Here is a 13,790-nt window from a genome sequence, read left to right on the forward strand (position 1 = left end):
ATTGTCCTTAGCGGGTGATCGGTGTCAGGCGCAGCAAGTGTACCCGCCGGCTGTCGGCATTGAGAATGCGGAACTTGTAGGCGCCGATCTCGGTGGTTTCGTTACGCTTGGGCAGGTGCCCGAACGCGCTCATCACCAGGCCGCCAACGGTGTCGAATTCGTCATCGGAGAAGCTGCTGTCGAAGAACTCGTTGAAGTTCTCGATCGGCGTCAGTGCCTTGACCAGGAAGTCGCCGCTGGGCAGCGGCTTGATGTAGCTGTCTTCCTCGACGTCATGCTCGTCTTCGATGTCGCCGACGATCTGTTCCAGCACGTCTTCGATGGTCACCAGGCCCGCCACACCGCCGTATTCGTCGATGACCACGGCCATGTGGTTATGGTTGGCACGGAACTCGCGCAACAGCACGTTCAGGCGCTTGGACTCGGGCACGAAGGTGGCCGGGCGCAGCAGGTCCTTGATGTTGAAGCTGTCGCCGTTCTCCTTGAGGATCAGCGGCAGCAGGTCCTTGGCGAGCAGGATGCCCAGCACATCGTCATGGCTTTCGCCGATCACCGGGTAGCGCGAGTGCGCGGCGTCGATCACCGCCGGCAGGAACTCGCGAGGCGACTGGCTGGCCTTGATGCTGATCATTTGCGAGCGCGGCACCATGATGTCGCGCACCTGCAGGTCAGCGACCTGGATGGCGCCTTCGACGATGGTCAGCGCTTCGCTGTCGAGCAGCTTGTTCTGATGGGCTTCGCGCAGCAGCTCAAGGAGCTCCTGGCGGTTTTTCGGCTCATGGGCAAAAGCCTGGGTCAGTTTACCCAACCAGGACTTTTGCCCGTTGCTCGATCGATCTTCGCTCATGGCGGTTACTCGTGATCCTTGCAGTGTCAGTGTGTGATTGAATCGGTTTCGTCGTCGGCATAGGGGTCCGGGTGGCCCAGTTCTGCCAGCAATTCTCGTTCCAGGGCTTCCATTTCCTCGGCTTCTTCATCGTCGATGTGGTCGTAACCGAGCAGATGCAGGCAGCCGTGGATTACCAGGTGCGCCCAATGCGCCTCCAGGGCCTTGCCCTGTTCGGCGGCTTCGCGCTCGACCACCGCCACGCAGATCACCAGGTCGCCCAGCAAGGGGATATCGAGCAGGTCATCGGGCACGTCGGCGGGGAACGACAACACGTTGGTCGCGTAGTCCTTGTGCCGGTAGACGTGGTTCAGCTCGCGGCCTTCGGTTTCATCGACCAGGCGGATGGTCACTTCCGAGTCGGCTGTGCGCTGGCGAAGGGCCAGCTCGCACCAGCGGCGGAAGGCGGCATCATCAGGGGCGGCGGCGTCCGTGGCCCGTTGCAGGTCGAGTTCAAGCATCTTTGCCGGGTGCCTCTGGCTGGGCCTGACGGCCTTCGAAGCGGTCGTAGGCCTCGACGATGCGTTGCACCAATGGGTGACGAACCACATCTTTGGGTTGGAAATGGGTAAAGCTGATACCCGGAACGTCCCTGAGCACTTCGATCACATGCGCCAGGCCCGACTTGGTGCCACGCGGCAGGTCGACCTGGGTGATGTCACCGGTGATCACCGCAGTCGAGCCGAAGCCGATGCGGGTAAGGAACATCTTCATCTGCTCGAGCGTGGTGTTCTGGCTCTCGTCGAGGATGATGAAGCTGTTGTTCAGGGTGCGGCCACGCATGTAGGCCAGCGGGGCGATCTCGATCACCTGGCGCTCGATCAGCTTGGCCACGTGCTCGAAGCCCAGCATTTCGTAGAGGGCGTCATACAGCGGGCGCAGGTACGGGTCGATCTTCTGTGCCAGGTCGCCGGGCAGGAAGCCGAGCTTCTCGCCCGCCTCGACCGCCGGGCGCACCAGCAGGATGCGGCGCACCTGTTCGCGCTCCAGGGCATCCACAGCGCAGGCCACGGCCAGGTAAGTCTTGCCAGTACCGGCCGGGCCAACGCCGAAGTTGATGTCGTTGGCCAGGATTTCCTTGACGTAGCGCTGCTGGTTGACGCCGCGCGGGCGAATATTGCCCTTGCGCGTGCGCAACGAGACGCTGACCTCGTTGACCGCCGGGTTGTCGATGTTCTCGACGGTCGACTCCTGCAGGTACAGGTGGACGGTTTCCGGCGACAGGTCAGTGGCCTTGGCCTCGCGATAGAGGCGGCGCAGCAGTTGTTCAGCAGCGGAAGTGGTCTTGGGCTCGCCGATCAGTTCGAACTGATTGCCGCGGTTGCGGATCTCGATGGCCAGGCGTTGTTCGATCAGGCGCAGGTGCTCGTCGAACTGGCCGCACAAGTTGGCGAAACGGTGGGCCTCGAAAGGTTCGAGGATGAAACGATGGGGTTCTATGGGTGCGTTCAAGGTCGTTTTTAGCCGCCCGACGGCAATGGATGTGAGCTCAAGAATAACCCTTGAATGGCAGTGGCGAAAGCACTGAAACGATCAAGGGTCTTGCAGCCTGTGCCGGCCCATCGTGGGCTTGCCTGCGAAGCGGCCGGCACTGCTATGATGCGCGCCTTTTCTTACACATGGGTTATCCCGCCAAACATGAGCAAACGCGAACCCGCCATCTATAAAGTGATCTTCCTCAACCAGGGGCAGGTCTTCGAGATGTATGCCAAGCAGATCTTCCAGAGCGACCTGTGGGGCTTTCTGGAAATCGAAGAGTTCGTCTTCGGTGAGCGCACCCAGGTGGTGGTCGACCCCAGCGAGGAAAAACTCAAGAGCCAGTTCGAAGGTGTGATCCGCAGCTTCGTGCCGATGCATTCGATCGTGCGTATCGATGAGGTCGAGCGGTTGGGCACGGCGAAGATCAGCGAAGCCAAGGGCGGCGGCAACGTGATGCCGTTCCCCATGCCGATGCCGGAGAAGTAGGGCGGTTCAGGGCAGTGGCGAGAACGGCGTACGGCCTTCGGCGTTCTGCAGTTCGAGCAGGTACTTGCGGAAGATCTGGCCGAGCACCTGGGTGGCGTGCTCCAGTTCGTCGCGGGGCATCTGTTCGGTGACTTCGTCGGCCATGTCCAGCGCATCCTCGGCGCCGTTGACTGCCGCCATTTTCAGCAGGATGTAGGCCTGCACGTTGTTGGCCTTGACCCCTTCGCCCCGGTAGAACATGGCGCCAAGGCGGTATTGAGCCTGGGCGTGGCCTTGCAGCGAGGCCTTCTGGAACCAGTTCAGCGCCTTGTTCAGGTCTTTCGGCGTCTGGGTGTAGTAGTACTCGCCCAGTTCGAACTGCGCCAGGGCATCCCCCGTCGTCGCCGTCTGCTCGCAAGCCTTGAGGGCATTGGCGAGGTCTTCTGGCTGAACATTCAGGGTGCAGCGGCCCGTCGCTGGAATAAGCAACGAGTTACCGCCCTCCGCCAGGGCCAGCAGGGGCTGAAGAAGCAACAGGCAGCCCAGGGTCAGGGCGCGGCCGGTGCGGTTCATGGGGATCGACTTACCTCTGCAAAGCTGCGGCCAATGTCTCTGGTGGCACATTATGGGATAAGCAACGCCAACCTTACAAAGTTTTACTCGAATTTCTGCATTGGTGGGGAAGTTGGCTGATTGTCTCGGGCTTTTTTGCGCCTGCACCCGCCGCCTGGTGGGTGCAGGCAACGCCACTTACTTGAGTTTCGCGAACGCTCGCTCAGCCGCATCCAGGGTGATCTGCAGCTCTTTGTCACCGTGGGCGATGGAGGTGAAACCGGCCTCGAACGCACTTGGCGCCAGGTACACGCCACCTTCGAGCATCAGGTGGAAGAAGCGCTTGAAGCGGTCCGCATCGCTGGCCATCACGTCGTCGAAGGTGACGATGTCGTCGGCGCCACTGAAGTACAGGCCGAACATGGCACCCGCCTGCGTGGTGACGAACGGCACGCCAGCGGCATCGGCGCGTTGCTGCAGGCCGTCGAGCATGCGGCTGGTGAAGTCGGTCAGTTCGGCGTGGAACCCAGGGCGGCTGATCAGCTTCAGCGTGGTCAGGCCGGCGGCCATGGCCAGCGGGTTGCCCGACAGGGTGCCGGCCTGGTAGACCGGGCCGAGCGGGGCGATGCAGCCCATGATCTCGCGCTTGCCGCCGAAGCAGCCGACGGGCATGCCGCCGCCGACGATCTTGCCGAAGGTCGACAGGTCAGGGGTGATGCCATAGTGGCCTTGGGCGCCGCCCAGCGAGACGCGGAAGCCGGTCATCACTTCGTCGAAGATCAACACCACACCGTGCTTGTCGCACTGCTCACGCAGGCCTTCGAGGAAGCCTGGCGCGGGCGGTACGCAGTTCATGTTGCCGGCGACCGGCTCGACGATGATGCAGGCCACGGTCTGGCCGACGTCGGCCAGAGTCTTCTCGACCGCAGCAATGTCGTTGAACGGCAGGGTCAGGGTGTGTTTGGCGAAGTCCGCCGGTACGCCCGCCGAGCTTGGCACGCCTTGGGTCAACAGGCCGGAGCCTGCCTTGACCAGCAGGCTGTCGGAGTGGCCGTGGTAGCAGCCTTCGAACTTGATGATGGCGTCGCGGCCGGTGTAGCCACGGGCCAGGCGGATGGCGCTCATGGTGGCTTCGGTGCCGGAGCTGACCATGCGCACCATCTCCATGGATGGCACGAGCGAGCAGACCAGGTCGGCCATCTCGGTTTCCATGGCCGTCGGTGCGCCATAGGACAGGCCGTGCTGCAGCTGGTTACGCACCGCGTCGAGTACTTCAGGGTGGCCGTGGCCGAGGATCATCGGGCCCCAGGAGCCGACGTAGTCGACGTAGCGCTTGTCATCTTCGTCAACGACATAAGCGCCTTCGGCATGCTTGAAGAACAGGGGTGTGCCGCCAACGCTCTTGAACGCGCGGACCGGCGAGTTGACGCCGCCCGGGATGTGCTTCTGGGCTTGGGCGAACAGGGATTCGGAACGGGACATGGGATCTTCTCTCGAAATCAGGAAGCGAACAGGGCATTGAAGGCACGGGCGCGGCGGGTGACTTCCGGCGCGCTATCGGTACCAAACAGGCCGTGGATCACTGCCAGCAGGTCGGCGCCATGGGCGACCAACGGGGCAGCGTTGTCGAGGGTGACGCCGCCGATCACGGCGATCGGCAGCTTGACCTGAGCGCGGGCCTGTTCCAGCAGGTCGAGGCTGGCGGCCGGCGCGCCCGGCTTGGTCACGGAGTTGAAAAACCGCCCGAAGGCCACGTAGCTGGCGCCTTCGCTGGCGGCCTGTCGGGCCAGGTCGAGCTGGGCGTGGCAGGTCGAGCCGATGATGGCGTTGCGGCCGAGCAGGGCGCGGGCCGGGGTGAGTGGGCCGTCGGTCTGGCCCAGGTGTACACCCACGCCCAGGCGGGCGGCCAGTTCGGCATCATCGTTGATGATCAGTTGGGTATCGTAGCGCTCGCAAAGGCGCATCAGTGCTTCGGCTTCACGCAGGCGGCGGGCCGCGTCGTCACTCTTGTCGCGGTACTGCAGCAGGCACACGCCGCCCGCCAGCGCCGCTTCGACATGAGACAGGAAACGGCCGGCGAGCAGCTGGCTGTCGGTGATTGCATACAGACCGCGTAGCTTCATCTGAAAGCCTCGTATCAGGAGCAGAAGTCCAGGGGCAGACGGCGTGGCACGAACTGGCCGCGGCCCAGTTGCTCGGCGTCACGCAGGGTCCGCCAGGTGTAGTCCAGGGCGCTGCGTACAGCGCTTTGCAGCTGTTCGCCGAGGGCCAGTCGGCCAGCCAGGGCACTGGCCAGGGTGCAGCCCGAGCCATGATAGCTGCCAGGCAGGCGCTGGCAGGTCCAGGTATGGGGCTGGCCATCTCGGCTGTACAGGCGGTTGTGGATTTCGTCTTCGTCGCCGTGACCGCCGGTAATCAGCAGGTGTCTACAGAACGGCAACAGTTTCTCGGCACACTCGTCAGCCGTGCCTTCTGGCAGCTCTGCGAGAATGCGCGCTTCCGGCAGGTTGGGGGTGGCAATGGTCGCCAGCGGCAGCAGGCGCTCGCGCACGGCATAGCCGACCTCGTCCTTGCCCAGGCGGCCACCGCCGCCGGCACGCAGCACCGGGTCGCAGACCAACGGCAGGTGCGGGTGGGCAGCCAGCAGTTCGGCGACGGTGTCGACCATGTCGATCGAACCGAGCATGCCCAGCTTGACGGCGGCCACCGTGGAGTCGGCCAGCACGGCGTTGGCCTGGGCCAGCACCCACTCGCGGTCGAGCACGCGGAAGTCGGAAACGTTGACGGTATCCTGGACGGTCAGGGCGGTCACCGCAGGTGCGGCGTGACAGCCTTGGGCGATCAGGGCTTCGATATCTGCCTGCAAGCCGGCGCCGCCACTGGGGTCGTGGCCGGAGAGACAGAGGACAACGGGGCGGGAGCTGTAGGTATTCATGGGCGGCGAGCTTACCACCAAACCTATTTGTGGGGATCGTCCTACAAACGGGTTTTGTTGATCGAGTGGTCAGATTTGTTTGTGTGAATCTTCTGAAAGTATTGATTTAGAGCTGTTTTATCGTGATCTCAGGTGGTCGATTGCCAGGTGGGAAAGCTATGCTAGAGTGCTCGGATAACTCGACAAACGGGTTCTGCCGGATTACGTCGTCTCAAACGGATGGGAGGCAACCGCGACGCGACCGGACAGGCCATGCTGGGGCTGTATGCGCTATTTGCTGATTGTGCTTCTGGGCTTGTTGCCTGTGCTGGCCGGGGCGGTCGAATTCGACGATGCCACCCGCCACCTTCCGTTGGGCCAGGCCATGCAGGTCTTCGAGGACCATGATGGCAGCGCCAGCATCGCCGAGGTCAGTGCGCCTGCGTTCGCCAAGCGGTTTCGCGCCCACCACGAGCCGGTGTTGAACGCCGGTTACTCCACATCGGTGTTCTGGCTGAAGATCGACTTGCACTACCTGGCATCGGCCACTGCCTCGCCCCGTGAATGGCTGCTGGAACTGGCCTATCCACCCCTGGACCACCTTGAGCTGTACCTGCCCGACAGTGCCGGCGCCTACCGCCTGGCCCAGCGCACGGGCGACGCCTTGCCCTACGCCAGCCGGCAGATCCGGCAGAACAACTACCTGTTCGAGTTGCCGCTGCGCCCTGGCCAGGCGCTTACCGTCTACCTGCGCCTGCACAGCCAGGGGTCGGTGCAGGCACCGCTGGCGTTATGGTCCGCCGAAGCCTATATGGAGGACCAGCCGACTCGCCTGTACGTGTTGGGCATGATCTACGGCGTGCTGCTGGTGATGCTGGTGTACAACCTGTTCATCTACCTCAGCGTGCGGGATGTCAGCTACCTCTATTACATCCTCTATATTGCGTCGTTCGGCCTTTACCAGGTTTCGGTGAACGGTGCGGGGGTCGCCTATTTCTGGCCGGAAAGCCCCTGGTGGGCGAATGCCTCGACACCGCTGTTCATTGGTGCCGCCGGCTTGTTTGGCTGCCAGTTCGCGCGGCATTTTCTGCAACTGGGCACGATCAGCCGAGGCTTCGACCGGTTGCTGCAACTGTTGATGCTCGGTGGCGCGGTGGTGATGGTGCTGGCCGTGAGCATGCCGTATGGCATCGCCCTGCGCATGGCCACGGTGCTGGCGCTGCTGTTTACGGTCAGCATCTTTACTGCCGGTGTGTATGCCTGGTCGCGCGGCTTGCGGGTGGCGCGCTGGTTCATCATCGCCTGGTCGGCGTTTTTGCTGGGCGGGCTGGTCAACACCTTGATGGTGCTGGGTTACCTGCCGAACCTGTTCATCACCATGTATGCCAGCCAGTTGGGTTCGGCCCTGGAAGTGGCACTGCTGTCACTGGCGCTGGCCGACCGTATCAACAGCCTGCGCGAGCAGCAGGCGCAAACCTTGCGTGAAACCGGACGAACGCTGGAGCAACTGAACCTTGAACTGGCCCGGAGCAACCGTATGAAGGACGAGTTCCTGGCCAGCGTGACCCATGAGCTGCGCACACCGATGAATGGTGTGATCGGTTCGCTGGAGCTGATGCACACGCTGCCGATGGACGCCGAGATGGCCCAGTACCATCGCACGGCGGCAGGTTCGGCGCAGGGTATGATGGACATGGTCGACGACATCCTCACCCTTTCCGAATTGCAAGGTGGTCGCCTGCGTGCGCAGCCTGCGCCGTTCAGTTTGCGCAACCTGCTGCAGGGCCTGCGTGCCGCGCATGCTGGCCAGGCGCTGGGCAAAGGGTTGTACCTGAGCCTGGACATCCCCGCCGAGCTGCCGGATGCGCTGCTGGGTGATGCGCAAAAACTCAGCCGCTGCCTGGGTTGCCTGCTCGACAACGGCCTGAAGTTCACCCATCAGGGCGGGGTCATGCTGCAAGTGCGCGGTCGACACCTGGGGCCGGACAACCTGGCGCTCACCTTCACGGTCAGCGACAGTGGTATCGGCTTTGATGATCTTGACCAGGCGGCCCTTTATCAGCGTTTTTATCAGCTCGATGGTTCCATGACCCGGCGTTATGGCGGGCTGGGGATTGGCTTGTCGATTTGCCGGCAGATGGGCGAGTTGTTGGGGGCGACGTTGTCGCATGACTCGACACGCGGGCTGGGGAGCCGGTTCGAGCTGACGATGAAAGTCGCGATATCGCAGGTGCAGTTGCCTGCGCACTCGCTGCAGACGCGTCGCTCGTTCTAGGTATATCGATAGCGGGGACGACGCGTTTGGGGGTGACAGGCGCCTGCCACGGGAGGTTTAGCGCCTGGGTAATCGAGTGCCGCGCGGGCGGCGCTCGATCTCATAGGCGCTAAATGTGTTGTGGCGAGCACCTGTCAGCCCTGATGCATTCCAACTCCTGTCGACGCGCGTCAGATTGTTCCTGCAACTCCCGCCCTCTAGGTTTGCCTGTCGCTTACAGTTCAGCGATCGGGTGCCGAAACTGCAGCAAGCATCTCAGGGTTTGATGAGTATTCCGGAGAACCCATGTAAGACGAAACCAAAACCACCCCAGGCGTCACCTATTTCTAACAAGGCGTGTTCCGCATAGCCGAAGGCATCCCCTGCCGCAGAGCCCGCGAGGAAGCCTCGGAGATGATGGAGGTTCCCCGCGATGAGTCCTCAGGCAAGGCTAGGCAGCGCGGGTTACTGCATCACTAATGGTGCGTAAGTCGACGAAAAGCCAAAAAGAGCGGTGATGGGCATCCAGCAGATAATCAGCCATAGAACATTTAGCCAAGTTATTTTTGAATTTTCAAAGCCGCACGCATCCCCCTCGCAAACATTGACTGACTGCTGGATCTGTACCATTGCTACCGAGAAAAAGGTGGTGTAGAGGAGTGTAAGCATAATCGGGATTATAGTGAAAAAAGAGAGTGGAAGGCTATCAAGTACCTTTTCGGATATATAGAATTCCCAGCTCACTATCATTAGGATGGGGGCGTAAAACATCAGCGTGACACCGATCGCACTACCTTCTACAGGCTGATTCACTTGAGTGCAGCGAGCGACGATTTTTTTCATCAAGAAGAAAATTGTTAAAGCGCCAAATATTGTACACAGCAGCGGGATGAGTCTGAGGCCATGCTGACCTCTAATGAGTAACCAGTGTCGATAGTGCCAGTAATAAAGGTACAGGCCCATTGACAAGGAAGCCATGATGATGAGTTTTGAAATGGAAATGACATAGAGTTGTTTTTTTTGCGGGTGTGAGGTGGTTGGCAATTCGGGATGGTGCTTATGGTCTGAGCTCATAGGGGTGTCTCTCATTTCATCAGCTTCATTAGGTAATATATCGCTACCCAGACAACGCCAATGGTGTTTAATGAAGATGCAATGAGTATTTTTCTTCTCAAATGTCTAGGAAATTGTAAGTGGTCTTGCTCATCCAGTAGCCCTCTGCGAATGCTTGAGGCGGGGGATCCGATGGCGCCAGCGATTACAGAAATAACTAGAATTCTGGAACCTATCTTTTTCTCTCCCCACATGCCGGTCGCAAATGGAAGGCACGCGCTCCGTTGGAGTGCTGAGGTCATTTCTTTATATTGGCGAGAGCAAGCGATGTGAAGGTCAGATACAAGCCCGATCAAGGCGAGGCAGATAGGAGTACCTAACAAAAAAAGCCTTAGTTTTACGTCAAGGTGGTCAATCATCCCCAAAGACCTCGAAGACTAATTCGCCGAACTCCTCACCCGCTTCCATACCACCGATGCTGCCGGCCACAGCGCCTCCACCAGTGATCACTATTCCGCATGCTGCGGCGTACGGCCCGAATCTCCAGCAAACCTTCGCAGAGATCTTCCATCGGCTTTCGCCTTCAACGATGGTCCCCTCGTTACCGCAGAGTGGGCAGGGCGTTGTTTTGTCGCCCACCAGCAGCCAGCCTCTCCCGTGTACACGCCCACGTGCCTGGCCGGCGATACAGAGGGCACCTGTGGTGGTCTGGTCACCGTCGAGCCCCTGGCCTTTGCCAAGGATGTTAATACGCTGGCTCATGGTTCGTTTCTTCCTGAAAGGGTGGAAGCCCGAACCTAGCACTCTGGAAACAGCCCTTTTCACTGGAAGAATGGTTTAGGAAACTTCTTACGCGAAATGCAGATTTGGATGTCGTCCAATCATCACCGCCGTAGCCAATTGCCATCCCGATTAGTCATTTTTGTCACTTTGACTGACCCCCAGGGAGTGCTTCACTGGACCTTTCAAGCATGCCCGGCTCCAGGAGCTCCCGATGAACCTGCACCAGTACGCTGAAACCCACGAAGTCACCAACCAGCCGCCGTCGCTTGATGGCGCCAACCTGTACCGCCTCGACCTGCCATTGCAGGAATGGTCGCGGCGCTTTGGCGCCGGCTGGGCCGAGTCGCGGATCGATGCCTACGGTGCCTTGGCCGGCGGCCCGCTGATGCGCGCGGGCTTCCTGGCCAACGCGCACAAGCCGGAATTCAGCAGCCACGACCGCTATGGCCATCGTATCGACCTGGTCGAGTTTCACCCTGCCTATCACGAACTGATGCGCACCGCGGTCGAACATGGCCTGCCCTCATTGCCCTGGGCCGAGCCGCGCCCCGGTGCCCATGTGGCGCGGGCTTCGATGACCTACCTGCACACCCAGGCCGAAGCCGGTACCGGCTGCCCGCTGACGATGACGTTTGCCGCGGTGCGGGCGCTCAGGCTGCAGCCTGAGCTGGCCGAGTACTGGCTGCCCAAGGTGCTGGCGCGTGAATACGACCCGCGCAATGTCGGGGACCGGCACAAGGCGGGGGTCACCCTTGGCATGGCCATGACCGAGAAACAGGGCGGCACCGATGTGCGGGCCAACACCACGCGCGCTTATCCTGTGGGTGCGCCTGGGCCGGGCCAGGCCTATGAACTGGTCGGCCACAAGTGGTTTTGCTCGGCGCCCATGTGCGACGCCTTCCTGACCCTGGCCCAGACCGAAAAAGGCCTGAGCTGCTTCCTGCTGCCACGCCATCGCCCGGATGACAACCGCAACCAGTTCTATATCCAGCGGTTGAAAAACAAGCTGGGCAACAGCTCCAATGCCTCCAGCGAAGTGGAGTTTCGTGGCGCCCTGGCGTGGATGGTCGGCGAAGAAGGGCGCGGGGTGCCGACCATCATCGAAATGGTCGCCATGACCCGTTTCGACTGCATGGTCGGCTCCAGTGCCTTGATGCGCCAGGCCTTGACCCAGGCGGCCCATCATTGCGCGTATCGCAAGGTCGGCGGCCGGGTGCTGAACGAGCAGCCGCTGATGCAGAACGTGCTGGCCGACCTGGCGCTGGAAAGCGAGGCGGCGCTGGCCCTGAGCCTGCGCATGGGGCAGGCGCTGGAACAGCTCGATGACCCGCAGCAGGCGCATTTTGCCCGGCTGGTCACGGCGGTGGGCAAGTACTGGATCTGCAAGCGTGCGCCGGCCATGATCAATGAAGCCGCCGAATGCCTGGGCGGCGCCGGGTATGTCGAAGACAGCATCCTGCCACGGTTGTACCGTGAGGCGCCGGTCAACTCGACCTGGGAAGGTTCGGGCAATGTGCAGTGCCTGGATGTACTGCGGGCCTTGTCCAAGGAACCCGGGGTGCTCGATGCGCTGTTCGCAGAACTGGGGGACGGCCATGGCGACCCTCGGCTGGCCGCGCACATCGGCAACCTCAAGGGGGCGTTTGCCGACACCGCCGACATCCAGTATCGCGCCCGTCAGTTGACCGAGGACATTGCCCTGGCACTGCAGGCCAAACTGCTGCTGGAAGCGGGCAATGCGGTGGTCAGCGATGCCTTCATCGGTAGCCGCCTGGCCGGTGGCGGCCGGGCCTATGGGGCGTTGCCGCGGGGTGTGGATGTGCACGCGCTGGTGGCCAGGGCTACGCCAGCCTGGCAACACTGATCAATGGGGGTGTATTTACCCTCGAAGGCAGGCAAGATGGTCCACATGCATGTCCAGACAGGAAGCACAGTGTGAGCCACGCTTTTGTAGTCGTTGATACCCCAGAACAGGCCGTCGACCGTCTGGCGGCCCTGCATGCTCAGGCCACCGGTGCCCTCAGCCAGGCCCTCAAGCAATACCTCAAGGACCGAACCGAACCAGACGCCGAGGAACGCGGGCTGTTCCGTTACCCGGCGCTGCGCCTGACCTACTACAGCCAAGGTGAAGTCGCGGCCACCACGCGTGCTTACGCCAAGGTGCAGGTGGCCGGTACCTACAGCGTTACCGTTACCCAGCCGGCCGCCTTCCGCGGCTATTTGCTGGAGCAGTTGCGCCCCCTCATGCACGACTACACCGTGACGGTTGAAGTCGGCGTCAGCGAGCAGAACATCCCTTACCCTTACGTGGTCGACCAAGGCGACGAACTGGCCGGCAGCGGTATCACCGCGGCGCAGCTGGCGCGGGTGTTCCCCAGCACCGACCTGTCGGCAGCCACCGACAATATCGCCGATGGCCTGTACGACTGGGACAGCACCGAAACCCTGCCGTTGGCCTTGTTCGATGCCGCGCGCGTGGACTTCTCGCTGCGCCGGCTGGTGCATTACACCGGCAGTGACTGGCGCCACGTGCAGCCGTGGATCTTGCTGACCAACTACCACCGTTATGTCGACCAGTTCATCAGCCATGGCCTGGAGCAGTTGCGTGAAGACCCGCGCTTCGTGCGCATGGTGTTGCCGGGCAATGTGGTGATCGAAAAGGGCATGGACCATGGCGAGACCCAGGCCTTGGTGGCCAGCGTGGTCTGGCACCGTTACCAGATGCCGGCCTATCACCTGATTGCGGGCGACGGCGACGGGGTCACCTTGGTCAACATCGGCGTCGGCCCTTCCAATGCCAAGAACATCACCGACCACCTGGCCGTGCTGCGCCCGCACTGCTGGCTGATGATCGGCCACTGCGGCGGCCTGCGCCAGTCGCAGACCATCGGTGACTATGTGCTGGCGCACGCCTACATGCGGCGCGACGGCATCCTCGACCGCGTGGTGCCGCCGAACATTCCCATCCCGGCCCTGGCCGAGGTGCAACTGGCCTTGCAGGAAGCGGCTGCACAGGTGACCGGTGAGCGTGGCGAAGAGCTGAAGAAACGCCTGCGCACCGGCACCGTGCTGACCTACGACGACCGTAACTGGGAACTGCGCTGGGCCCAGGAGCGGCCATTGATCAACCTGTCACGTGCGGTGGCCGTGGACATGGAGAGTGGCACCATTGCCGCCCAAGGCTACCGGCTGCGCGTGCCGTACGGCACCTTGCTGTGTGTGTCCGACAAGCCTCTGCACAGTGAGATCAAGCTGCCGGGGTCGGCTAACGCGTTTTACAACCGGGCGGTCAGCCAGCACTTGAAGATCGGCATCGCCGCACTGGATCTGCTGCGTACCGAGCTCAATTCGCTGCACTCGCGTAAACTGCGCAGCTTCGATGAGCCGCCGTTCCGCTGAGGATC

At 61.8% G+C, this 13,790-nt stretch carries 13 protein-coding genes and 1 pseudogene; 5 read left to right on the forward strand and 9 right to left on the reverse strand.

What is annotated here, in order from left to right:
• Positions 1-7: 7 nt before the first annotated feature.
• Genes DJ563_RS24030 through DJ563_RS24040 form a run of 3 tightly spaced genes read right to left on the reverse strand, consistent with a single transcriptional unit; the run spans position 8 to position 2,338 of the window.
• Positions 8-847 carry an HlyC/CorC family transporter gene (locus DJ563_RS24030; RefSeq protein ID WP_033701704.1) on the reverse strand — a complete coding sequence of 280 codons (840 nt, stop codon included), beginning with the start codon at positions 845-847 and terminating at the stop codon, positions 8-10.
• Between the two features lie 26 nt (positions 848-873).
• Positions 874-1,347, reverse strand: a complete 474-nt coding sequence (ybeY, locus tag DJ563_RS24035; RefSeq protein WP_434518449.1) for an rRNA maturation RNase YbeY — start codon at positions 1,345-1,347, stop codon at positions 874-876.
• Complete coding sequence (locus tag DJ563_RS24040; RefSeq protein WP_274098106.1) at positions 1,340-2,338, reverse strand: PhoH family protein; 999 nt, start codon at positions 2,336-2,338, stop codon at positions 1,340-1,342. The genes ybeY and DJ563_RS24040 overlap by 8 nt, the downstream gene beginning before the upstream one ends.
• Positions 2,339-2,524: 186 nt before the next feature.
• On the opposite strand from DJ563_RS24040, the gene DJ563_RS24045 reads away from it, so the two are divergent.
• Positions 2,525-2,851: a DUF1820 family protein gene (locus DJ563_RS24045; protein WP_033702578.1), complete on the forward strand. Its 327-nt coding sequence runs from the start codon at positions 2,525-2,527 to the stop codon at positions 2,849-2,851.
• A gap of 6 nt (positions 2,852-2,857) precedes the next feature.
• Here DJ563_RS24045 and DJ563_RS24050 read toward each other — a convergent pair whose 3' ends face one another.
• The 4 genes from DJ563_RS24050 to DJ563_RS24065 form a co-directional block, all read right to left on the reverse strand.
• Positions 2,858-3,403 carry a tetratricopeptide repeat protein gene (locus DJ563_RS24050; RefSeq protein WP_434518450.1) on the reverse strand — a complete coding sequence of 182 codons (546 nt, stop codon included), beginning with the start codon at positions 3,401-3,403 and terminating at the stop codon, positions 2,858-2,860.
• A 177-nt stretch (positions 3,404-3,580) separates the two neighbouring features.
• Positions 3,581-4,864: a glutamate-1-semialdehyde 2,1-aminomutase gene (gene hemL, locus DJ563_RS24055; RefSeq protein ID WP_033701699.1), complete on the reverse strand. Its 1,284-nt coding sequence runs from the start codon at positions 4,862-4,864 to the stop codon at positions 3,581-3,583.
• Positions 4,865-4,881: 17 nt separating this feature from the next.
• Positions 4,882-5,505 carry a thiamine phosphate synthase gene (thiE, locus tag DJ563_RS24060; RefSeq protein ID WP_434518451.1) on the reverse strand — a complete coding sequence of 208 codons (624 nt, stop codon included), beginning with the start codon at positions 5,503-5,505 and terminating at the stop codon, positions 4,882-4,884.
• Positions 5,506-5,519: 14 nt separating this feature from the next.
• Positions 5,520-6,317, reverse strand: a complete 798-nt coding sequence (locus tag DJ563_RS24065; protein WP_033701697.1) for a hydroxymethylpyrimidine/phosphomethylpyrimidine kinase — start codon at positions 6,315-6,317, stop codon at positions 5,520-5,522.
• 265 nt (positions 6,318-6,582) lie between these two features.
• Between DJ563_RS24065 and DJ563_RS24070 the strand changes: the two genes are divergently transcribed.
• Positions 6,583-8,571, forward strand: coding sequence for a sensor histidine kinase (locus DJ563_RS24070; RefSeq protein ID WP_434518452.1), 1,989 nt, complete (start codon positions 6,583-6,585; stop codon positions 8,569-8,571).
• A 291-nt stretch (positions 8,572-8,862) separates the two neighbouring features.
• A pseudogene (locus DJ563_RS24075) lies at positions 8,863-8,991 on the forward strand (DUF3077 domain-containing protein); the annotation flags it as partial.
• 24 nt (positions 8,992-9,015) lie between these two features.
• On the opposite strand, the gene DJ563_RS24080 reads toward DJ563_RS24075, so the two are convergent.
• Complete coding sequence (locus DJ563_RS24080) at positions 9,016-9,624, reverse strand: hypothetical protein (RefSeq protein ID WP_434518453.1); 609 nt, start codon at positions 9,622-9,624, stop codon at positions 9,016-9,018.
• A 390-nt stretch (positions 9,625-10,014) separates the two neighbouring features.
• A complete protein-coding gene (locus DJ563_RS24085) occupies positions 10,015-10,365 on the reverse strand; it encodes a PAAR domain-containing protein (protein WP_274100021.1) in 351 nt (116 codons plus the stop codon).
• 232 nt (positions 10,366-10,597) lie between these two features.
• On the opposite strand from DJ563_RS24085, the gene DJ563_RS24090 reads away from it, so the two are divergent.
• Entirely contained in the window at positions 10,598-12,250 is a 1,653-nt protein-coding gene (locus DJ563_RS24090) for an acyl-CoA dehydrogenase family protein (protein ID WP_434518454.1), read from the forward strand.
• A 71-nt stretch (positions 12,251-12,321) separates the two neighbouring features.
• The gene (gene amn / locus DJ563_RS24095) at positions 12,322-13,785 is read left to right on the forward strand and encodes an AMP nucleosidase (RefSeq protein WP_033701693.1); all 1,464 of its coding nucleotides are present in this window, start codon (positions 12,322-12,324) and stop codon (positions 13,783-13,785) included.
• The last annotated feature ends 5 nt before the right edge of the window (positions 13,786-13,790 follow it).

It is taken from the genome of Pseudomonas sp. NFX1, assembly GCF_051123555.1.
GTDB classification, from domain to species: Bacteria; Pseudomonadota; Gammaproteobacteria; order Pseudomonadales; family Pseudomonadaceae; genus Aquipseudomonas; species Aquipseudomonas capeferrum.

Bases quoted from the DNA above. Each gene is read 5' to 3' on its own strand.
- DJ563_RS24085 (WP_274100021.1), bottom strand. From the start codon at position 10,365: ATGAGCCAGCGTATTAACATCCTTGGCAAAGGCCAGGGGCTCGACGGT.
- DJ563_RS24070 (WP_434518452.1), top strand. From the start codon at position 6,583: ATGCGCTATTTGCTGATTGTGCTTCTGGGCTTGTTGCCTGTGCTGGCC.
- thiE (WP_434518451.1), bottom strand. From the start codon at position 5,505: ATGAAGCTACGCGGTCTGTATGCAATCACCGACAGCCAGCTGCTCGCC.
- hemL (WP_033701699.1), bottom strand. From the start codon at position 4,864: ATGTCCCGTTCCGAATCCCTGTTCGCCCAAGCCCAGAAGCACATCCCG.
- ybeY (WP_434518449.1), bottom strand. From the start codon at position 1,347: ATGCTTGAACTCGACCTGCAACGGGCCACGGACGCCGCCGCCCCTGAT.
- DJ563_RS24045 (WP_033702578.1), top strand. From the start codon at position 2,525: ATGAGCAAACGCGAACCCGCCATCTATAAAGTGATCTTCCTCAACCAG.
- DJ563_RS24080 (WP_434518453.1), bottom strand. From the start codon at position 9,624: ATGAGCTCAGACCATAAGCACCATCCCGAATTGCCAACCACCTCACAC.
- DJ563_RS24065 (WP_033701697.1), bottom strand. From the start codon at position 6,317: ATGAATACCTACAGCTCCCGCCCCGTTGTCCTCTGTCTCTCCGGCCAC.
- DJ563_RS24090 (WP_434518454.1), top strand. From the start codon at position 10,598: ATGAACCTGCACCAGTACGCTGAAACCCACGAAGTCACCAACCAGCCG.
- DJ563_RS24050 (WP_434518450.1), bottom strand. From the start codon at position 3,403: ATGAACCGCACCGGCCGCGCCCTGACCCTGGGCTGCCTGTTGCTTCTT.
- DJ563_RS24030 (WP_033701704.1), bottom strand. From the start codon at position 847: ATGAGCGAAGATCGATCGAGCAACGGGCAAAAGTCCTGGTTGGGTAAA.